The 21,930-nt window shown below is 46.6% G+C and carries 13 protein-coding genes; 10 read left to right on the top strand and 3 right to left on the bottom strand.

The genetic code is table 11. The features are described from left to right. Window positions 1-826: 826 nt before the first annotated feature. Complete coding sequence (locus tag V1L65_RS16920; protein WP_331700384.1) at window positions 827-1,318, top strand: immunity 26/phosphotriesterase HocA family protein; 492 nt, start codon at window positions 827-829, stop codon at window positions 1,316-1,318. Between the two features lie 72 nt (window positions 1,319-1,390). On the opposite strand, the gene V1L65_RS16915 is transcribed toward V1L65_RS16920, so the two are convergent. Further along, complete coding sequence (locus V1L65_RS16915; RefSeq protein ID WP_331700383.1) at window positions 1,391-2,446, bottom strand: alpha/beta hydrolase; 1,056 nt, start codon at window positions 2,444-2,446, stop codon at window positions 1,391-1,393. Window positions 2,447-2,833: 387 nt separating this feature from the next. Here V1L65_RS16915 and V1L65_RS16910 point away from each other — a divergent pair, with 387 nt between their 5' ends. Continuing rightward, window positions 2,834-3,577: an IclR family transcriptional regulator gene (locus tag V1L65_RS16910; RefSeq protein ID WP_331700382.1), complete on the top strand. Its 744-nt coding sequence runs from the start codon at window positions 2,834-2,836 to the stop codon at window positions 3,575-3,577. A gap of 184 nt (window positions 3,578-3,761) precedes the next feature. Here the strand turns inward: V1L65_RS16910 and V1L65_RS16905 are convergent, their stop codons facing one another. After that, window positions 3,762-6,038: a helix-turn-helix domain-containing protein gene (locus V1L65_RS16905; protein ID WP_331700381.1), complete on the bottom strand. Its 2,277-nt coding sequence runs from the start codon at window positions 6,036-6,038 to the stop codon at window positions 3,762-3,764. A gap of 258 nt (window positions 6,039-6,296) precedes the next feature. On the opposite strand from V1L65_RS16905, the gene V1L65_RS16900 reads away from it, so the two are divergent. From V1L65_RS16900 to V1L65_RS16885, 4 genes are all read left to right on the top strand, one after another. Next, window positions 6,297-7,235: an ABC transporter permease gene (locus V1L65_RS16900; protein ID WP_331700380.1), complete on the top strand. Its 939-nt coding sequence runs from the start codon at window positions 6,297-6,299 to the stop codon at window positions 7,233-7,235. Then, window positions 7,236-8,105 carry a carbohydrate ABC transporter permease gene (locus V1L65_RS16895; protein WP_331700379.1) on the top strand — a complete coding sequence of 290 codons (870 nt, stop codon included), beginning with the start codon at window positions 7,236-7,238 and terminating at the stop codon, window positions 8,103-8,105. A 97-nt stretch (window positions 8,106-8,202) separates the two neighbouring features. Beyond that, entirely contained in the window at window positions 8,203-9,834 is a 1,632-nt protein-coding gene (locus V1L65_RS16890) for an extracellular solute-binding protein (RefSeq protein ID WP_331700378.1), read from the top strand. A gap of 84 nt (window positions 9,835-9,918) precedes the next feature. Then, window positions 9,919-14,769 carry an S-layer homology domain-containing protein gene (locus V1L65_RS16885; protein WP_331700377.1) on the top strand — a complete coding sequence of 1,617 codons (4,851 nt, stop codon included), beginning with the start codon at window positions 9,919-9,921 and terminating at the stop codon, window positions 14,767-14,769. A gap of 385 nt (window positions 14,770-15,154) precedes the next feature. Here V1L65_RS16885 and acnA read toward each other — a convergent pair whose 3' ends face one another. Beyond that, window positions 15,155-17,869, bottom strand: a complete 2,715-nt coding sequence (acnA, locus tag V1L65_RS16880; RefSeq protein WP_331700376.1) for an aconitate hydratase AcnA — start codon at window positions 17,867-17,869, stop codon at window positions 15,155-15,157. Window positions 17,870-18,130: 261 nt separating this feature from the next. Between acnA and V1L65_RS16875 the strand changes: the two genes are divergently transcribed. Genes V1L65_RS16875 through V1L65_RS16860 form a run of 4 tightly spaced genes read left to right on the top strand, consistent with a single transcriptional unit; the run spans window position 18,131 to window position 21,796 of the window. Continuing rightward, entirely contained in the window at window positions 18,131-19,390 is a 1,260-nt protein-coding gene (locus tag V1L65_RS16875; protein ID WP_331700375.1) for an amidase domain-containing protein, read from the top strand. 25 nt (window positions 19,391-19,415) lie between these two features. Continuing rightward, window positions 19,416-20,603, top strand: coding sequence for a D-alanine--D-alanine ligase (locus V1L65_RS16870; RefSeq protein WP_331700374.1), 1,188 nt, complete (start codon window positions 19,416-19,418; stop codon window positions 20,601-20,603). Window positions 20,604-20,629: 26 nt separating this feature from the next. After that, window positions 20,630-20,959, top strand: a complete 330-nt coding sequence (locus V1L65_RS16865; RefSeq protein WP_331700373.1) for a hypothetical protein — start codon at window positions 20,630-20,632, stop codon at window positions 20,957-20,959. Window positions 20,960-20,977: 18 nt separating this feature from the next. After that, entirely contained in the window at window positions 20,978-21,796 is an 819-nt protein-coding gene (locus tag V1L65_RS16860; RefSeq protein ID WP_331700372.1) for a sulfite exporter TauE/SafE family protein, read from the top strand. The last annotated feature ends 134 nt before the right edge of the window (window positions 21,797-21,930 follow it).

The following is a 21,930-nucleotide window of genomic DNA, read 5'->3' as shown; positions in this document are numbered from 1 at the left end:
TGTCCCGAAATCAGCCTATTTCAAAGTCTAACGGTTGTAGGAAGCCTTATCTTCCTAAAACCTGGCATAAACAGGGCAAAAGTTCACACGTAACGCTCCCCACAACCGTTAAAATTTCAAAACACCTATTTTTCGCTAAATAGCGCCTCCCACAACCGTTACAGTTTTGGGAAAGTCGAATATGCGCACAATGCCTCTCCTTTAAGCAATGGGAGAAGGGGGCACTAACGAATGTTGCCCATATGTATCGACTTGGTCACACGTTCCGCTAATCGTCCTTAAACCGTCATTATTGAGTTTCACGGACACACGTTCCGTTATTCGTCCTTAAACCGTCATTATTGAGTTTCGCGGACACACGTTCCGTTATTCGTCTTAAAACCGTCATTTTTTGAATTTCACGGACACACATTCCGCTATTCGGCTTTAACTGGGGCTTTTCTAGTGATTTTTTGGCCAATAACGGAACCATTGTCACTTAGCCGCTTCAAAACTGCGATTTTGGGTGTAATAACGGAACGACTGGCCGGCTAGGAAGGAGCACCATCAAAGCACCTTGCAAATGTTTGCCTACAGCCTCCACAGTTTGGAGACTGTCGAGTTATGCGCCCCGCCGCTACCATTCAATTGTTATTGTACTATTCAGATGTTTTTTATCCCATGCATAACGAAGGATAAAAAGAAATATTATACATAGTGTGTATTGGTTACATACGATAAGCTCGTTCTTGCAGCATTAGGAGCAGAATAGAAGTTGTAATCGGGTTGTAATCGTTTCATATTTCGACTAAGATGGATGCATAAACAGTAGGGGGAGGCAATACATATGTTAGATGAATTTACGGAATTAATTGCCATGGACAAGTCGACAAGCCAGCCTGCAGCCGGTGATATTTTCGTGGTTCAGCCTAAGCATAATTATTATTACTTTGCTAAAGTCATTCAGACAGATATTCAAGGGCTAAATTTGAATTTCAAAGGGATGAACCTCATTTATTTGTATAATTGCCATGGTACGAGCAAGGAGGTTCCTGCACAGCTTGACCAATACAAGCTATTGCTTGCACCAACAGTAGTCAATATTTCCGGTTGGAAAAATGGCTTTTTCAAAACCGTTGGCCATCAAGCAGTAACAAAAGCAGAAACGAGCCTCGATTTTGGCTTTTTTGATAATTTCGATAAAAAAGATGTTTTTTATAATCTGGAAGGCGAGCAGCTTGAGCATATTCCGCGTTATTCTGATTTTAACGGCTTATCCAGTTACCGGACGATCGGCCGCGAGATGCACCGCGTGCTGTATGGGAAAAAGTATCACTAACGAGGATCCCAATATTTTAATAAAGGGTCAGGCTGCTCCATAATAAATCGGAGCCTCCTGACCCTTCTATGGTTAAGTGCTGCTTTCTTCCTCCAGCATCTGCTCGACTTGCCCCAGGAATAGAGCGGCTCGAGAAATATATTCTCTGGCATGCATCCGAAACAGCATTTCATGCTGGCCGCCCTGTACGATCCAGGAGCGGGATAAAGGATTATGCTGCGAAGCGGCGATAGCTTCGGCAGTTGTATAATCAGCCTTGGCATCATTCGTACCATGCATGACATAAAGAGGTATAGGATACGAATTGTTCATTACCGTGCTGGCTGGAATATTTTGAAAGCTGGTTCCTGTCCATAGCGGCAGTATGGCTTGAATAAGTGCATGAGAAGGGAATTTAGGCAAAGCTATAAATTGGTTCAGATTATCAAATAAGGCTTCGGAGCTAGGTAAAAACAAGCTGTCAAGCAGCATGGCATCAATATCATCTGTGAGCAGCCCTGTTTGCAGAGCCGTTCCGGCGCCCATCGAAAATCCCCAAACGATAATATGCTCGCTGCCTCTGGCTTTCATATTGTGAACAGCGGCCAGCAGCTGCTGTGATTCCTCATAGCCCCCGGTAGCTGGGGATTTATACTCCTGGGAAGCGTAGCCGTAGTCAAACATAAGCACGTTGTAGTGCAAACTATGCAGCAGCTTTGTCAGCTCGTACATAGGTACCCAGCTTTCCTCGCGATTCGCACCGTAGCCGTGGCTGAAAATAATGGTTTTGCTGGAAGCTGCTGTCCGGGTATTGTCTTCTGCCGGAATGAACCAGCCGCTAACCATGGACCGGCCGCTGGCGCTAGGGAATAGAACATCCTCATAATTAAGGCCAATGGCATCCTTAGGATTGGAGGAAAGAGGCGCAACATAAGGATTGGCAATCATCCAGGCAAGAAAGCCGTGAAAAACAACGATGACTAGCAATGCTGCGGCCAAAAAAGCCGAAAGAACTGCTATTAGCTTATGGTACCTTTTATATTTGGCAGCGCGAGTGCGCTCAGTTACAACTGGAAACCCTGGCAGCGCAGGGGGGTGAGCCGTATAAGAGCCTTCAAGCACTTGTTGTCTAGGCAATAAAGAATTCATGATGCAGGCCCCCTATACATAATATTTAGTTTGGAAGCGTTGTCATCTGGTGATGCGCTTATCGTGAAGCTTGCTTCCATACCGGTTGGTTAAAATTGGGCAGATTACTCGTCAACTATAATAGCTTACTTCTATTAATCGTAATGCTATAGATTAAATGTGTCAATTAGTCAGGCAAAATTGTTATTTTGTTGTAACATGACTGTAATACATAGGGACCAGCTATGGGAAATTAAACCATTAAGCTTTACGGCGAAGTAGTATTTAAGGTATACTAAATGAGAATGAATATCAACGAATATGAAATGGGGTTTCGAAGAGTGAAACTCCTGTGGTACAATAGTGTTATATAAAACTTGCTGCTTTTTAGATGGGAGGTTTGCAAGTATGGATGAAGGCAAGTCTACCGTAAGGGCCGTTGATCGGGCCTTGGATATATTATTATGCTTTACCATTCGAACGGATTGGGCGATGACTGAAATTGCCGAGCATGTAGGCTTGCATAAAAGTACGGTTCATCGCATGCTGGCAACCTTGGAGGAGAAAGGCTTTATAGAGCGGGACCATGATACAGACCGATATCATCTTGGCCTTAAAATATGGGAGCTGTCGGCGAATTTATCAAGAACCGATGACCAGGCTACTATCTGGCTGCCAGAGATGGTCAGGCTGCGTGATGCGCTGGGAGAGACGGTGAGCATCTATGTGCGGGACGGCAGCGAGCGGATACGGATTCAGGCGGTGCAGAGCAATGAACCGATTCGCCGGGTCGCGCCTGTCGGAGCTCGCCTGCCACTGTATGCAGGCGCCTCCAGCAAGGTATTGATCGCTTTTGCCGATCCGCAAATTCAAGCGCTCGTTATGGATGACCCTATGTTTCAAGCGAATATTTCGATTGAGCAGTATAAAGAACAGCTGAAGGAATTAGTCGCTCAAGGCTATGCGACAAGCGTGGAGGAAAGAGAATCAGGGGTAGCAGCGATATCTGCGCCTATCTTTGATCGAACAGGCAAATTGGTTGCCGCGCTGTCTGTTTCGGGACCTGCCAGCAGGCTGACACTCGAGCGGATGAAGGAGTACTCGGCTGTCATGATCGAATCTGCAAAAAGAATGGGTACGATGATGAAGTGAAAATAAAAATGCTCCCTGCAGCAGATAGGCAAGGTATAAGTGCCTAAACTGTAAGGGGAGCATTTTTAAATTACAGCGCCTATAATTACGAAGTCACAAAAGCCATAAGGGGTTGGTATTGGCGGTACCCGTGTAGGGATTCGTTAAACCTCCTTGTAATGACCCCTCTGTCATCAAGGCTGCCTTACTGCACATTTTTTGCATACTGCCCCGGCGAGATCCCCTCATATTTGCGGAACATGCGAATAAAGGTGTTGGCATTGTTGCAGCCGACCATTAGAGCCAAATCACCGATTTTTACTTTTTCCTTCTGCATAATCTCTTTAGCCTTTTGCACGCGGTAAATATTCAAGTAATCCTTGAAGTTTTCGCCTGCGTATTTTTTGAAGGCGACACTCACATAACCCGGAGAAAAATTGAAGGTTTCTGCGATCATAGTGAGCGACAGATCAATATGGTAGTTTTCATGGATATATTCCATCATTTGCTTCACGGTGCTTTGATCCATCATTTCACTTTGCTGACTGATCATATCGATCATCGTATCGAACAAATGAACGATGGCGGAGATCGCCTCAGCACTCGATTCACTATTCCGCAGCGTTTCCAGCGGGTCGTTATGCTGCTGCCAAAACTCGCTCGGCGCCTTATTCAGCTGCTGCATAATACGGTTGAGCGTGGCCAGAAGCAGCAAGCCGAATTGCTCCAGCTGCTCCGGTATTAATGTTCTTTTCTCCAAATTTTCTTGCAGTATACGGTTTAATATCGTACTGGCCTGCTCACGTTCTCCACGGATGACAAGACTGATTATGTCCCGTTCGGCATCGATCGGATAATAATAATTGTCCATCTGCATCTGGCTAAGCTGCTTGTAAGTCATAATCGTTGTTCTATCAACTGCTGATCTCCACTCCAACACTTGCATGGCTTGACTGAACGATTGCTCAATATCGGCAACGGAGCTGACAGGCTGGCCGACAGCAGCAATCATGCCGAAGGTATAGCCCTCTGTAATATGAGACATCGTTTGGGTAAGCTTTCTTTGAATATCTTCGGTATTAGTATGCTGAACGATAAGCACATATTTGCTAAAATCCAAATCGAGCAGCTCGCAGACGAAGCTTTCCTTCAGCTCCTCTTGCATAATTAAAGAGGTTTGGGATTTAATCGTTAAAATTGCTTCTTTGGAGTATTGCTCCATCAACTCCTTTAGCTTGGAAAAGGCAATGACGCATACGGTGAGATCGCTTTGCAGCTGCTCCAGCTGATGCGCGCCCAGCTGTGCCTGAATTTGCTCCTGCGGCACAAGGCCGTGCAGCAGATCACGCATAAATTTCTCGCGCAGCGGCAGCCTATTTTCATTCATGGCTGATTTCAGCTGCTCGTTGGCCGTATTGATTTTGACTGCGGTTTCATGAAGAAACGTGAATTCATCCTTATTGGGCGTATGATCATAGCCTTTGAACAGATCGACAAGACGGTTTACCGGCTTGTACATTCTTCTCGTAACGATATAAGAGACTATAAGGCCAGCAGCGGTTAAAATGCCGAATAATAATAAGGTCCCGTTCATATTAAAGGTTTCGTCAAACGATTGAACCGGCGTCAAATACATATAAGTCCAAGCAGGCATCGTTAACGAACGGATCATATGAATTTCGTACGGGCCGGATTTGTACTTCTCATAATCTGCTGACACGGGCTTTTCCAATTGATCTAGTGGCAGACGAAGCAGCTCTGCTGTTTGCTTGCTGTCAAACGTAGATTTGAACGCGACATACTGGTCATCCTCAATGATGGCAAAAGCTTCATGGCTTTCTGAAGCCAGCAAAGGAAGAAGCTGCTGTTCATATATAGATACAATGAAAAATAAAGTGTTGCCTCTCCTCATCTTCTCCGGGCTTACGGTTGTAATTACCCTATCATACCCGTAGACAGAATCGTCCTCAGTATTTTCTGTATGGCTGGGGCTGCTGGGCAATGTAGCTAACGTATTCAGTCTTTTCCCGTTCAACAAAGACAATTTATCCTGGAATAGTTCCTCTGACAGGCCAATTTCCTCAAAATACCGTTCTTTATCAATGGAATAGTGCGGCGTAATAACAAGCTCGCCATCATTTTCCATCAGATCAATTTTGTATCCAAATTCAGCGAAAGCATCTAAATGATTGCGCAGCTCATAATAAGTTCGTGTTATGGAATAGTAGTCACTGTCGCCGGAAGCAAAATTGATAATATGCTCATTAAGCTTTAATTGATTGATCAAATTGAAAGCGACAGCATATTTGGAGTCGATTTTTTCACGCGCCTGCTCCAAAAAGGATTGATTTTTCTGGTTCAGCTCATGCCGGACATTTTGGTTGTCCTTATAAAAAAATAAACAGACCGCGATTGCCGTGTAAGCGATAACAATAGTGAAGTAAGCAATAAGCAGTTTAGTAAAGAAAGACTTTTTGAACAACCTAATCTCTCCTCGGATTATACTTGAACGTTACGATAGGTTTTTAAATTATAGCACATAGTTTTGTAAAGACGGCCGTATATGCAAATTTGGTGATAGATAAAAAAATGCACATTCGATAAAGCCCGCAGCCTTGCATGAATAAATGGTGGTAATCGAAAAAATGGAGATAGACAGCGCTTTCACATCACTCTATAGTTTGGGGTGTAAAGACTGGTTCGGCGAATAAGAGCGCTCCGCCGGAGCAGGTCCAGATCTATGAGAGAGGAGAAGAAAGGACTGCTATCATTCAAACAAATTAAAGCCAACCTGATTAGAGACCGTTATCTCTACTTGCTGCTCATTCCGTTTTTGGCCTGGTACATTATTTTTGCCTATAAGCCGCTTTACGGACTGCAAATCGCGTTCAAAGATTTCAGTGTCTATAAAGGAATCGAACAAAGCGCCTGGGTTGGCTTCAAACATTTCGAAACCTTTTTCAATAGCCCCTATTTCTTTCGGCTTATAAAAAACACGCTGCTGCTTAGTCTTTTTCAGCTGCTGTTTGCTTTTCCGGCTCCTATTGTTCTTGCCTTGCTGCTGAATGAAGTGAAAAATTCGTTTTTCAAAAAAACAGTGCAAACCTTTACGTACCTGCCTCACTTTATTTCAGTAGTTGTAGTAGCAGGCATCGTGACTAACTTTTTGGCGCCGAGCAACGGAATTGTTAATATTTTGATCGAGATGATGGGAGGGGAAAAGCAGTACTTCCTGACCAATCCGGATTTTTTCCGGCCCATCTTCATACTATCGATGGATATATGGAAAGAAGCCGGCTTCGGCACCATTATTTATATTGCTGCTTTGGCGGGCGTCAATCCGTCCATGTATGAGGCGGCCATACTCGATGGGGCAAGCCGCTGGAAGCAAATATGGCATATTACGCTTCCGTCTATTATGCCAACGATTGTCATTATGCTGATTATGAAAATCGGCACGTTGATGGAGGTAGGCTACGAGGCCATTATTCTTCTGTATCAGCCGGCGACTTACGAGACGGCAGATGTAATTAATACTTATGTATATCGGGCAGGACTGCAGGAGGGACGATACGATTTGGCTACAGCAGTCGGGTTGTTCAATGCTGTTATCGGCTTTATCCTGGTCGTCGCTGCAAACAAGATTAGTAAAAAACTGACCGATACAGGGTTATGGTAGGTGATTGAACTGAAACAAAGCGCGGGCGAGAAAGTATTTTCGGTCTTTAACTATATTTTGCTTGCAGCAATTGCATTGCTGACCTTATATCCGTTCGTTTACGTTCTGTCTGCTTCGATCAGCTCGGCGGATGCTGTTATTCGGGGCAAGGTCATATTGCTCCCAAGCGATATTACCTTTGAGTCTTATGCGAAGGTGCTGGCAGAGAAAGGGATATGGATTGCTTATGCCAATACGATTTTTTATACGGTATTTGGGGTAGCGGCCAACCTGTTATTTACGGTGAGCGGCGCGTATGCTCTTTCGAAGAAACGGCTTATGGGGCGTACGGCGATCAGCTTTTTTATCGCCTTAACGATGTGGTTCCAGGCAGGCATGATTCCGACGTATCTCAATTTGCGGGATTTGTCGCTGCTGGATAACCGCTTTACCATTATTATTGCCTTCGCCATCACAACCTTCTATGTATTTTTGATGAGAACCTTTTTTCAGAGCATACCGGAAGAGCTGGAGGAAGCAGCCAAGGTGGATGGAGCAAGCGATTTGCAGGTGCTGCGCATGGTTTACCTGCCGCTTTCCAAAGCAGCTCTCGCAACGATCGGGCTGTTCTATGCCGTACTCAGATGGAACGGTTATTTCTGGGCGATGATTATTTTGAAGGATGAGAATAAGGTGCCGCTTCAGGTGCTGCTGAAAAAATTAATCGTCGAGATGAACATTATGGATGAAATGGGAGACATGACGGTCTATTCCAAAGAAACGGTCATTTATGCGACGATTGTTGTATCGATTATTCCGATTATCGCTGTATATCCTTTCATTCAGAAATATTTTGTCAAAGGCGTTATGGTTGGTTCAATTAAAGGCTAGCGCATAGGAAACAGAGCTTGTACAATTGCTGGATAGCACTTTAAAAAAAGAAATTTTATATTAAGCATACAACAATTTCTGGGAGGTCTATTTGTACATGAAAAAGAAATGGTTGGCTTCATCTATTATAGCTATGACGATGCTCGCTTCCCTGCTTGCGGGCTGCTCAAGCGGCGAAAAGCCGAATAATACGAACAATCCGGCAACGAGCAAGCCGCAGGAAAGCAATCCTCCTGCCGAGGAGCAATTGACTGGCCACTTGATTACAAAAGATCCGCTAGAGCTGAAAATTCACTTGCATTATGCAGATAAGTTTATTTTCGATGATGAATGGCCTGTATTTAAGAAGGCTGCTGAATTAACCAATATAAAGCTGAAGGGCACAGCGTCCAAAGCTTCTACAAACAGTAAAGAAATGTTTAATGTCATGATGGTATCCGGCAGTTTGCCTGATATCGTTCATCATCAGACGAAGGAGCAGTATGACAGTTATGGGATGGAAGGCGCGTTTTTGGCGCTGGACGACTTGATTGAGGAGCATGCTCCGAATATTAAAAAGCATTTTGAAGAGAATCCGAATGCAGCCAAGTTCGCTAAGGCGCCAGACGGTAAAATTTACTTTATTAACTTTACGCCGGACGGACCCGCAGCCAAAGGATGGTTTATCCGCCAGGATTGGCTGGATAAGCTGGAATTGAAAGCGCCGACGACAGTCGATGAGCTGTATGAAGTGTTGAAGGCATTCAAGGAAAAGGACCCGAACGGCAACAATAAAACAGATGAGGTTCCATTTCTGAGCCGTGCAAATATGGACGGGATTTATGATCTGATCAGCCTATGGGGCGCCAGCGGCGGAAGCGATGGCACAAAGCGTGGATTTTTTGCTGAGAACGGCGTCGTTAAGTACGGCATGTATGAGCCTGCTTACAAAACAGCGGTTGAAAATATTGCAAAATGGTATGCGGAAGGCTTGATTGACAAAGAAATCTTTACACGCGGCGCTAAGGCTCGTGATATTTTGTTCGGTGATAATACCGGCGGTGTTGTACATGACTGGTTCTCCAGTACAGCAGTATATAATGATAAGCTGGCTTCGCAAGTAGAAGGCTTTAATCTGGTTCCGATTGCGCCGCCTGCGAACAGCAATGGTGTGATCATAGAGGCTTCTTCCCGTAAATTGACGCATCCGAACGGCTGGGGAATCGCTTCAAGCAGCAAGCATCCGGTAGAAGCTATCAAATATTTGGATTTCTGGTTTTCAGAGGACGGCAGAAAATTGATGAACTTTGGCATCGAGGGCAAGCATTACGAGATGGTTGACGGCAAACCGAAATTCAAAGACGAAGTGCTGAACAATGAGAAATCGGTTATTCAACAGCTGCAGGAAGAAGGAGGCCAACTTGAAATAGGCTTCCATCAAGATTATGAGTATGAGAAGCAATGGACGAATGAAATAGCGCTTAAAGGCATTGAAGAGTATGTAGGCAAGGGCTACATTCAAGAGGCTTATCCGTCTGTGACGTATACAGAAGAGGAAAGAACGAAGTTCCAGGAGCTTAACGTTGCGGTAAACACTTATGCGGACGAGATGCTGCAAAAATGGGTGCTTGGAGCGGAGCCGATTAACGACGATAACTTTGCAAAATATTTGAAGCGCTTGGATGCTCTAGGCATTAAAGAATTGCTTGAGCTTGAGCAGCGCGCTTACGACCGCTATATGGCTAACTAACAGTTTCCCTCCGAAGAGTATTATTGCTGTTCGGGGGGAATTAAAAGAAACTACTTGTAAGCGTTTACGATTGGAGGGGAAATAATGATAACCCGCAAATGGAAGGCGGCATTGGCATCGCTTATATGCTTCTCATTGCTGCTTGCTGAGGTTATGCTTGCTTCCGGTCAGCCGCAAGCTGCTGTTATGGCTGAGGGGGAGGCCGCAGAAGCAGGCTTGGTCATGAATGGAGGCTTTGAAGAGATTGGCGGTGACGGCTTTGCAAAGGATTGGAAAAAAGCAAGCTATACGGGCGCAGCTTATATCGGCAATGTCCTTTTTTCACTGGATACCGCTATCAAAAACGGCGGCATGCAATCCGTAAAGATGGAAGCGGAAGGACCGGAAAGCAGAGGGACTGTGTATCAGATCATTCCGGTTACGGAAGAGATGAAGGGAAAAAGCTTTACGTACAGCCATTGGGTAAAAACTGAAAATGCCACAAAGGCATCTGCCCGCATTCAATTTTATGATGCTGCTAACAAAGGGATGTCCGGCGTCACGGGCGGGATGATCGATGCCAAATCCGTGCAAGGCACGGCAGATTGGCAGCTGATCGAGCTGGATTTTATTATATTGGATCGTCCGGAGGTTGCTTCGTTCCGAATTGAAACCTTTTTGGAAAAAGGGAAAGGAACCGTCTGGCTGGACGACATATCGATAACGCCAAAGTATCCGCTGGAGGCCATCCTATTTGATATACCAAGCTATAAAGTACCGGTAAACGGTGAAGCGATACAGCTTGGCGTCAGCCTGGTGCCGGCGAATACGACAGATACTGAAATCGTATGGCGGTCATCTGATCCTGATACCGTATCGGTGCAGGAAGGCAAGGTGGTTGCACACCGCAATGGGGTTGCTACAATTACCGCGTCTTCCAAGGACGGCAAAATTGGAGCCTCCGTTATCGTTTATGCAGGAGAGAATGGAGAAGATATTGTGGCTGAGGATGAAACGGTAAGTACAGAGCAAGGTAAACCAGCAGAAGGTAATGTACTTGTATCGCATAACAGCGGCAAACAGATGAGCTACCGCATACAGGCGCAGCCTTCTAACGGCCTAGCCAAGGTTAGCGAAGCAGGGCGCTGGAGCTATTACCCGGGTACAGGCTTCTACGGACAGGATATGTTTTCGGTCTTGATCAGTGATCCTGACGGCAGCTATGCGGTAGTACAAATTACAGTAAATGTAGATCGCATGAATCAGCCGCCATGGGCAGACAATGGTCTGCATGCAGTCAATAAGGGGATGGTTGTAAACGGTAAAATTGTGGCGAGCGATCCGGATAAAGATGCATTGACGTATTCGATTGCAGCTCAGCCGCTGTATGGGGCAATTGATTTTAAAAGCGACGGCAGTTATACGTATACGCCGCAAGCGGATTATGCTGGCCAGGACGCTTTCACTGTGCTTGTGGCTGATGGATTTGGAGGGACGGCAGAGGCAGTCGTATATATTTATTTAACTCCGCAAGCATCAGATATTATAAGTGAGCTCAAAGATAATAATGCAAATCACCATCCGCGTCTTTTGGCAACGGAAGCTGACTTTTCTAGAATTGAAGCTTTGCTTGATGCCTCGGATGAGAATATGCTGCACTGGCTGGACAATGTGCAGCGTTCCGCTGACAACCTGCTGACGCAGCCGGTTGTACCGTACAATAAGCCGGATGGGCTGCGTCTTGATACATCCGCCTCCAGCCATATCGTCACGCTGGCCTTTGCCTATCGTGTGACCGGCAATGATGATTATTTGGCGCGGGCATGGCTGGAGCTCGAAAATATTTCCTCCGCAGCATATAAGGACTGGAGTCCCGAGCATTTTCTGGATACAGCAATGACGACCTATGGTGCTGCTGTCGGCTACGACCTGCTCTATGATGTGCTTACCGCGGAACAAAGAGAGCTGGTTCGTGAGGCAATTGTAGAAAAAGGGCTGAAGCAGGCCTTGCCGCTCTATAGCAATATGTCCGGCTGGACGATAGACAAAAATAACTGGAATTTTGTATGCAACGCTGGCATGATCGCAGGTGCTATAGCCATCGCCGATGAGGAAGAGGCGATTGCCGGGCAAATTTTGCACGGCGCCTTCAAATCGCTGCAGCACGACCTGCGCCAATATGCGCCGGACGGCTCTTCGCTGGAAGGGCCGGCATACTGGGAGTACGGCACCTCTTATTTGGTCTATCTGCTATCGGCGCTGACCAATGCATTCGGTCATGATTTTGGCTTCTCAAACTATGAAGGCATTAAAGAAACGCCGGATTACCCGCTTTATATTACCGGAACACAAGGAACGTTCAATTACGCTGACAATGATCCGGCATTTATATCAGGCAAGCTGCTGCTTTGGTTTGCAAACCGCTTCGATGAGCCAGGCTACGCATGGTACCATAAGTTCAGCAATGCACAGATGGATAAGGCAGGCTTGTACGATATGCTGTGGTACGACGCTGACTTGTATGAGGGCAGCGAACCGCCATATAAAGACTATTATTTCAGCAGGCAGCATGCTATGACGATGCGCAGCTCCTGGAACGATCCGAATGCGTTGTTTGCCGGATTCAAAGGTGGGATTAACGGCACGCCGCATGGCGACCTGGATATCGGCACTTTTGTGCTCGATGCCTACGGTGTACGATGGGCAATGGATTTGGGCAAAGAGGATTATAATTTGCCGGGCTATTGGGATCGTTCGCCAGGATCGGCACGCTGGACTTACTACAGAAAAACGCCGGAGGGGCAAAATACGATCGTCATTAATCCATCGTCGAAGCTGCAGCAGGACAGCAAAGCCGTATCACCGATTATCGCAAGAGACGATAATAAACCGGAAGGCGCTTTTGCGATTGCTGATATGACGGAGGCTTATCAGGATCAAGTGCTGTCAGCAAAGCGCGGACTGGCGCTGACCAATCATCGCAGGGAGTTCCTGGTGCAGGATGAAATAACAGCAAAAAATCAGTCCGAGCTGTACTGGTTTATGCACTCGCAGGCAGAGATTGAAGTGCAGCCTGACGGCCGCACTGCTGTGCTGAGCAAAGACGGAAAAAGACTTTGGGTACAGCTCCTGGCTCCAGCAAATGCAAGCCTTGAGGTAATGAACGCCTCTCCCTTGCCGCAATCGCCTAACCCGTCTGGACAAAATGCTAATGCCGGCATTAAAAAGCTGGCTGTTCATTTACAAAATATGACGGAGACTACTATTGCATTACGGATGGTGCCGCTGCTTCAGGGACAAGCGCTGCCGGGCGATACGCCAGCGGTTGTGCCGCTTGATCAGTGGACGGTTGAAAGCGCAGCGGCTGCCAAGCTGCAGGCTATTCAACTGAATGGTCAAGCAATGCCTGAGTTTGAAGAAAACCAATTTGTATACAGCAAGGAAGTGGCTTACGGGGATCCGCTTCCCGATATTACAGCTGTTCCGGCTCATCCTCAGCATGCGACGGAAGTAGAGCAAATTGCTCCAGGCGTTTATCGGATTAAGGTTATCGATCCTACGGCAGCAGCAAAAAGTAACGAATACTTTATAGAATTTAAAATAAGAGAAACAAGATTCGGCGAGCCGTCCAGGCAAGAGCCGGCGGCGGGCCAGCCTAATAGGCAAACTGCATTGTCTATTCAAGCTATAAAGGCGAGTGGGCATGACGGCAATGTGCCGGAGAATGTTTTGGACGGTAATTTGACGACACGCTGGTCCGACGAAGGAACGAGCTGGCTGCTGCTCGATCTGGGCGAAGAAAAGCGTGTACAGCAGGCGGCTATCGCTTGGTATAACGGCAACAAGCGCAGCACCTTCTTTGATATCGAGGTGTCGAAGGACGGGTATAATTGGGATTGGGTATACAGCGGTCAAGGCAGCGGCCTTACAGCAGACCTTGAAACTTATACGCTGCGTGAATCGACAGGCCATTTTGTCCGCATTAAAGCATACGGCAACACGGTTAATGCGTGGAACAGCATAACGGAGCTGAGTATACACGGAGAGGCTGTTCCGATTGTGCCGCCTTACACGCCGCCAGTGCTGTCTGCCGAAGCGGGGCTGCAGCAGCTGGAGCTTACTGAAGTGGACGGAGCCGTGCTGTCGTTGTCTCCGGCATTTCGTCCAGAGCTTACTTCTTATACAGCTGAAACAGCTTCAGGCAAAGTTGTTATAAGCACACAGGCTGTTCATCCAGCCGCCAAAATCGTTATTTCCGGTCAGGCAGGAGGCAGTAATATTATTGCTCTTCATGAAGGTGAAAACATCATTTCGCTGCAGGTTCAAGCGGAGAATGGCACAACAAAAACTTACACGCTTCGTATCACCCGCACCGCTCTAAACAGTAGCGAAGAAGTGTTTCCAGATATAGAAGGGCACTGGGCAGAGCCGAACATTTTAAAAGCACAGCAGCTGGGTATCGTTAAAGGCTATTCCAATGGACAGTTTAAGCCGGAGCAAAGCATTACCCGGGCTGCGTTAACCGTTATGCTGGCGCGTGCCTTAAAGCTTGACGGCAATGGAGAAGAGCCTCCTTTTACTGATCAACAGAACAGCGAATGGGCGAAGCACGAGATTGCGCAAGCTGTGGCCGCAGGAATCATTAACGGATTTTCCGATGGCAGCTTCCGGCCAAATGATAATGTAACACGGGCGCAAGCAGCTGTAATGATAGCACGGGCAGCTGGCTTGTCCTCAACCCATGCAGCAGAAACCGGCTTTGCGGATCATAATGCTATTCCTGCGTGGGCAAGAGGAGCGATAGCAGAGCTGTCCAAGCAGAAGCTCATCGAAGGAAAATCCGGCAAGCGGTTTGCGCCTGCCGATCAGCTAACCAGAGCGGAAGCTGTTGTGCTGCTGCTTAGATTGCTGGAGTATCAAGCGAAGCAAGGTGAAACGGCTGTCGCCGCCCTTTGAACAGGCGCGTTTACCGATGAAATATAGAAACAGGATAAGAAAAAAACTTTTACTATTATGGCTCAAAACAGAAATCAGTGCTTAACGAATTCTGATTTCGTTACAACCCCTAAAAGGTGCCGTTTTGAAATCTAACGAATCCTCACGGCCTTATTTTCCCCAATATCACTCAGAAAGGTGGAAAATTTACTCCTAACGAAACCAGCCTTCGTTAGAATCTAAAATAGATCGAATTTTGTAAAATAAGGCTTCTCTGCTTCGTTAGAAATCGCGCGATCGAATCAGTCGAGCGCTGACTATAAGATTGAGCCACTAATATTTTTAAAAAAAGCACAAGCCCGCAGGCTGAAACAGCCACGAGACTTGTGCTTTGCTTTTGTGCGGATTAGCCCATGTTTGCGATCATTTGACGCAATACGGTTTGCAGGATACCGCCGTTGCGGTAGTAGTCTACATCCACTAGTGAATCAAGACGGACAATAGCTTTGAATTCAAACGATGTGCCATCTTCGCGAGCAGCTGTTACAGTTACAGCCTCGCCAGGTTGTACATCATTGGACAAGCCTTTGATATCGAATGTTTCGCGGCCTGTAATACCAAGCGTTTTCCAGCTTTGGCCTTCTTGGAATTGCAGCGGAAGAACGCCCATTCCAACAAGGTTGGAGCGGTGAATACGCTCGAAGCTTTCAGCGATAACAGCTTTAACGCCAAGCAAGTAAGTTCCTTTAGCCGCCCAGTCGCGGGAGCTTCCAGTACCGTACTCTTTACCTGCTAGAACGACAAGGTTTTTGCCTTCTGCTTGATATTTCATAGATGCGTCATAGATGGACATTACTTCATCCGTTGGCAGGTAAGTCGTTACGCCGCCCTCAGTACCAGGAGCAACCTGGTTGCGGATACGGATGTTAGCGAATGTTCCGCGCATCATAACTTCATGGTTACCACGGCGCGAACCGTAGGAGTTGAAGTCTTTGCGCTCAACGCCGTTATTTACCAGGTATTGGCCCGCTGGGCTTTGTACCGTGATGTTGCCGGCAGGTGAGATGTGGTCAGTTGTAACAGAATCACCCATAAGCGCAAGCACGCTTGCAGCCGGGATATCTTCAATATCGTCAAGCTCAGAGCCAAGGTTTTCGAAGAACGGAGGATTTTGAATATAAGTTGATTTCGCATCCCACTCGTAGCTTTCGCCTTCTGGAACATCGATTGCGTTCCAACGCTCGTTTTGCGTAAATACGTTCTCGTACTTGTCACGGAACATTTCCGGATTAAGAGAAGCTGCAACAGCATCTTTAATCTCTTGGTTAGTTGGCCAAATATCTTTCAAGTAAACAGGCTGATTGTCCTTGTCATGTCCGATAGGATCATTAGTAAGGTCGATGTTTACTGTTCCAGCAAGCGCATAAGCTACTACTAGCGGCGGTGAAGCCAGGTAGTTAGCTTTTACTTGTGCGTGGATACGGCCTTCAAAGTTACGGTTACCGGATAGAACGGCAGCAACTGTCATATCATTTTCTGCAATCGCTTGGCTGACTTCCTCTGGAAGCGGACCGGAGTTACCGATACAAGTCGCACAGCCATAGCCTGCTACGTGGAAGCCCAATGCTTCAAGCGGCTCAAGCAGATTTGCTTTTTTCAAGTATTCAGTAACAACTAGAGAACCTGGAGTTAAAGAGCTTTTCACGTAAGCAGGCTTAACAAGGCCTCTTTCGACAGCTTTCTTAGCTACAAGTCCCGCACCAAGCATAACGCTAGGGTTGGAAGTGTTCGTACAGCTTGTAATCGCAGCAATAACGACAGCGCCAGTACCCATTTGGGAAGTTTGGCCGTCTTTATGAGCTACAGGCACAACCTGTGCAATTTTCTCATCGCTTAGACCGTAACCGCCTTTGTCGATCGGCGTGCGGATAATTTCGTTGAAAGCTTGCTGCATAGCTGTAAGCTCAACGCGGTCTTGCGGACGCTTAGGACCAGCCAGAGAAGGTACAACAGTAGATAGATCCAGCTCGATGACATCAGAGAACACAGGATCCGGAGTATCATCCGTACGGAACATGCCTTGTGCTTTGTAGTAGTCTTCAACTAGCTTAACTTGCTCTTCCTTACGGCCTGTTTGACGCAAGAAATCCAAAGTTTCGCTGTCAACCGGGAAGAAACCTACAGTAGCGCCGTACTCAGGAGCCATGTTAGCAACGGTTGCGCGGTCAGCTAGGCTGATATTGGATAGACCAGGACCGTAGAACTCAACAAATTTGCCGACAACGCCTTTTTTACGAAGCATTTGAGTAACCGTCAGTGCCAGGTCAGTTGCAGTCGAACCTTCAGCAAGGCTGCCTGTCAATTTAAAGCCGATGACTTCAGGAGTTACAAAGTAAAGCGGTTGGCCAAGCATGCCAGCTTCAGCCTCGATACCGCCTACGCCCCAGCCCACTACGCCAAGACCGTTGATCATAGTCGTATGGGAGTCCGTACCTACCAAAGAATCCGGGAATACTACTGTTTCGCCGTCTACAGATTTAGTAGCTGCTACAGAAGCAAGGTATTCAAGGTTAACCTGGTGAACGATACCTGTTCCAGGAGGAACTGCACGGAAGTTGTCAAATGCAGTTTGCGCCCAGCGAAGGAAACGGTAGCGCTCTTCGTTACGCTCAAATTCTACTTTAGTATTGTAGTCAAGCGCATCTTTATTACCGAAGGAATCAACCATTACAGAGTGGTCGATAACAAGATCAACCGGTACAAGCGGATTGATTTGTTTTGGGTCGCCGTTTGCTTTTTTCACTGTATCACGCATAGCTGCAAGGTCAACGACTACAGGCACGCCTGTAAAGTCCTGCAAAACGATACGTGCAGGGATAAATGGAATCTCTTTATCCTCACGGCCGTCAGCCCAAGTAGCAAGCTGCTTTACATGTTCAGCCGTAATAGCGCGGCCGTCGAATTGACGTACTGCTGCTTCAAGCAATACTTTGATGGAGAAAGGCAGCTTGGAGATATCACCAAGGCCTTGCTCTTGCAAACCGTCTAGACGATAGTAAGCATATGACTTGTCGCCAGATGTTAGAGATGTGCGAACAGAATACTGATTTTGCTTAGACATCATCATTCTCCTCTACATAATAATGACAGATCGATTGTTTCATAGTATGAAACTCGATTTCAAAAAAACCTATACCTATAGTATAGCTTTAAATTGGTGGTTACGTAAAGTCTAATTATGCCCTATTCTGTCGGAATGAACTCAACCTTTCGCATACTAATTTACACATGAAACTTTTGCCTCAAGCATATAATGAAGCAGTCATGCCTTGTGTTCCGAAACCGATGGGACAGGGGAAGTCTTGTATAAGGGGGAAATGTAATGTCGCAAGCAAAAAACAAATCGATCAACAAAAAAAATCCGGTTCAAAAGGCAAAGCAGCAGCGACAGCCTAGTCAGCCATATACAATGCTTGCTCCGCTAACAAGTGCCGCTTTGACTGATAAAGCTGCAAGAACTTCTATAGGCGAAAAAAATATACGGGATCATGAGGAGTTAGTGCGTGTATCATCCTTGCTTTCAGCTACGCCAGGTAGAAATAAGGGAGAGCAGCAAAGTCTTAGCAGCTGGCGTAAAGCTGTTCATCAATATATAAGCCATTATAATGAAGCGGAAGTAGAGCAGTACTCTTTGGTTTTATTGGAAAAGGTAAGGGATCAAGAGCATCACAGCAGGCTGATCAATCGTTTGGAGCGGGTCAAGGAACGCGAGCTGCTCCGGGGGGCTTGGCCGACAAACAGTGAGACGAAGGGCGAGCTTATACGCGTACATGAATCCGCCGAAGAGGTTAACCTGTTATTGAAGTTACATATTAAGAAACGGATGCAGCAAAATGACATTTTTTATATAGAAGAGCGCTTCGATTATGAAAGGCTATGGCTTCGCCAGCACGGTGAGGAGTGGGAAATCGTTCAGGTTGAGCCGGTTATTTATGAGCGAAGGCCACGATTTGGCGATGCTGCACATGATACTGTATGGATTGATGAATCCGATGCTGTAAGTTCTGTCATGTTAACGCCATCTGTTCCTTATTTGAACTACGATCTGATGGCTGCTTATCGTCCGATGCGGAATCAGTTCATCTATAAAAGAGATCTGGCTGTCGCGTACGCAGATCGCTGGTGGAATGAAGGCAATCCGCGATATGAGCAATTTGAAGTGAATTGCACCCATTATGTTTCTCAGTGTATCTTTGCAGGCAACGCTCCTATGAATTATACTGGTAAGAGGTCGAGCGGCTGGTGGTATAGAGGCCGGGATAAGGGGCAAGAGCTTTGGAGCTATAGCTGGGCTGTTTCTCATGCTATGAATACTTATCTTGCAGCTGCGCGAAAGTCAGGTTTGCGCGCACAAATGGTGTCCTCCGCCGATCAATTATCGCTTGGGGATGTCATTACGTATGATTGGGCTGGCGACGGCAGATTTCAGCATAGCACAATTGTAACGGCATTTGATGCCTTCGGCATGCCGCTTGTTAATGCCAACACCGTTCCGAGCAGGCATCGTTACTGGGATTACAGTGATTCCTACGCTTGGACGCCTAATACGCAATATCGTTTTTTTCATATTATATCCGATTAATAATACATGTGGTGGAGGATCAGCTATGGGGAGCAAGGTAAAAATAGCACTTGTATATGGGGGGAAATCTGGCGAACACGAGGTTTCTTTGCAAACGGCATATGCCGTTATGGGGCAATTTGATTTTTCTCAATACGAAATTATTCCATTTTATATTACGAAGCAGGGCGAATGGAGAAGCGGCAGCAAGCTGATTGCGCCGCCGCAAAATGTGGATCAGTTGAAGCTGCAGGACGCTCCGGGCGTTAGTGCGATGCAAGCATTGTTTGCCGCTAATCCTGCATATCAGGCTGCTGAGCATGCTCTAGCCGCAGGCGCACAGGACACAGCCGTGATTTCGGCTGCAAGTGCTGAAGTGACCGCAGAAGTGCAAGCGGATGGCGGCATCGATGTCGTATTCCCGCTTTTGCATGGTACTTTTGGCGAGGACGGCACGATTCAGGGCTTGCTGGAGATGGCGAACATCCCCTATGTAGGCGCCGGCGTGCTGGCATCAGCAGTTGGCATGGACAAAATTATGATGAAAAAAATATTCGCTCAAGAAAATTTGCCGCAATGCGTGTTCCGTTATTTTAATCGCACACAGTGGGAAAAGGACTCTGCTTATTTTATTATGGAATGTGAGGTTGCATTAGGCTACCCAAGCTTCGTCAAACCGGCTAATTTGGGCTCAAGCGTCGGCATCACAAAGGTGAAAAACAGAGAAGAGCTTATTGCGGCAGTTAATTATGCTTTCCGTTATGACCGCAAAGTTATCGTTGAGGAATTTATTGATGCCCGGGAAATTGAAGTAAGCGTGCTTGGGAACGATGAAGTACAAGCATCAGTACCAGGAGAAATCGCTTCTTCTAACGAATTTTATGATTATAAAGCGAAATATATAGATGGAAAATCTGCGATGATCATACCGGCTGAGCTATCGGCTGAAATGACGGAGAAAATTAGAGAAATGGCTGTTCAAGCGTTTCAAGCGATTGACGGCTCAGGATTATCTCGTGTGGATTTTTTCGTCGGCAGAGAGGATAACCACATCTATATTAACGAAATCAATACAATGCCTGGCTTTACGCCTTTCAGCATGTATCCTTTGCTTTGGAAGGAAACCGGCCTCGAATATAAAGAGCTGCTGAAGAAATTAATTGATTTGGCGATGGCACGGCATGCAGCGAAGGCACAATTAATATTTACCGAGGAAAATGCAATCCAATCATAATTATGAAACAGGAAGGGGAACGAAAGATGGGCTTTCAAACAGAATTCAATTCCGTATGCAAATTCAAATCGGACCAAGAGCTGTACGAACTATTGGAATATGGCAGAGGCAAAATGGTAAAAAGCGGCTTCCGCGTTTATCCTACAGGCCAGCATGTCATTGCTTATGCACCATCCAACGAAGCGGTAGCGATCGTTCGCATTTCTGCGTATACGCCTGAAATTAATTTTCAAGGCGATGAGGTAACGGGAGTAGAGCTTGAGCTCGTTCGCAAGCTGACAGAAGAGGAAGCGAGAGTGCAGACGGCGCTTGCTTATGAAATGTATTTTGGCCGCACTCAAAGCAACAGTCAATAAAATAAGGGAAGATCGTTTGTGGAATGGATTATACTTGTTTTGCTTGGCATTGCTGCCGCAACGTTTGGCAGCATCGTCGGTCTTGGGGGCGGTATCATTATCGTCCCTATGCTCATGCTGCTCGGAGGAGCGCTTACCGGCGCTCCTATTGAGCATGCTACGGCAGTTGGAGTGTCGCTGTGCGTGCTTATCGTAACGGCGATGGCCTCTACGATGACGTTTATGCGCAGAGGCATCGTTGATTTTCGCAGCGCATGGCTGCTGTTTATAACTAGCGGTCCTGCTGCGGCAGCCGGTTCGGCGTTGACAGGGCTCATTGAATCGAATTATTTTCAGCTCAGCTTTGGTCTGTTAATGCTATTTATGGCTATACTGCTAATAGTACGTGACCGCTTGAAACCGTTTTCGAAGCAGTGGCCCATCGCCCGCTCCATTACCGATGCCAGCGGCCAAGTGCATGCGTACAGCTATAGCATCGGCGCAATACTATGCATTGGACTGGCTGTCGGCTTTATATCCGGCTTGTTCGGCATTGGCGGAGGCTCCTTGTTCGTGCCGCTTATGGTATTGCTGTTCCGTTTTCCGCCGCATGTAGCGGCCGCAACCTCTATGTTTGTTATATTTTTATCTGCTATACTAGGCAGCGCTACGCATGCTGCGCTTGGCGAGGTGGATTGGCTGCTCGTTGCTGTGCTCGCACCCGGTGCGTGGATCGGCGGCAAATTGGGCGCCCGTATTGCTGCGCGCATGAGCGGCAAAGGATTATTATGGCTTTTAAGAATAACTTTATTGATACTGGCCCTTCAGCTCATTGTAGAAGGGTTGAACTTCCTTTAGAATAGTGAATATAGTAGTAGTAGAGGTAGTTCAAATATGAAAGTTTGAAGGACAAGCTGTTCTGTTGCGCTAGCTGGAACAGAAGTATCTCTAGTAGAAGCTGCTGTATGTCATTTCTAGTTGAGCATAATTAT

The sequence above is a fragment of the Paenibacillus sp. IITD108 genome, from assembly GCF_036541265.1.
In the GTDB taxonomy this organism is placed as follows: Bacteria; Bacillota; Bacilli; order Paenibacillales; family Paenibacillaceae; genus Pristimantibacillus.
The sequence above is the reverse complement of the archived record's forward strand: the minus strand, read 5'-3'. Positions and strand labels throughout refer to the sequence as shown.

Coding starts and splice junctions, on each gene's coding strand:
- V1L65_RS16920 (WP_331700384.1), top strand. CDS start 827: ATGTTAGATGAATTTACGGAATTAATTGCCATGGACAAGTCGACAAGC.
- V1L65_RS16915 (WP_331700383.1), bottom strand. CDS start 2,446: ATGAATTCTTTATTGCCTAGACAACAAGTGCTTGAAGGCTCTTATACG.
- V1L65_RS16910 (WP_331700382.1), top strand. CDS start 2,834: ATGGATGAAGGCAAGTCTACCGTAAGGGCCGTTGATCGGGCCTTGGAT.
- V1L65_RS16900 (WP_331700380.1), top strand. CDS start 6,297: ATGAGAGAGGAGAAGAAAGGACTGCTATCATTCAAACAAATTAAAGCC.
- V1L65_RS16890 (WP_331700378.1), top strand. CDS start 8,203: ATGAAAAAGAAATGGTTGGCTTCATCTATTATAGCTATGACGATGCTC.
- V1L65_RS16885 (WP_331700377.1), top strand. CDS start 9,919: ATGATAACCCGCAAATGGAAGGCGGCATTGGCATCGCTTATATGCTTC.
- acnA (WP_331700376.1), bottom strand. CDS start 17,869: ATGTCTAAGCAAAATCAGTATTCTGTTCGCACATCTCTAACATCTGGC.
- V1L65_RS16875 (WP_331700375.1), top strand. CDS start 18,131: ATGTCGCAAGCAAAAAACAAATCGATCAACAAAAAAAATCCGGTTCAA.
- V1L65_RS16870 (WP_331700374.1), top strand. CDS start 19,416: ATGGGGAGCAAGGTAAAAATAGCACTTGTATATGGGGGGAAATCTGGC.
- V1L65_RS16865 (WP_331700373.1), top strand. CDS start 20,630: ATGGGCTTTCAAACAGAATTCAATTCCGTATGCAAATTCAAATCGGAC.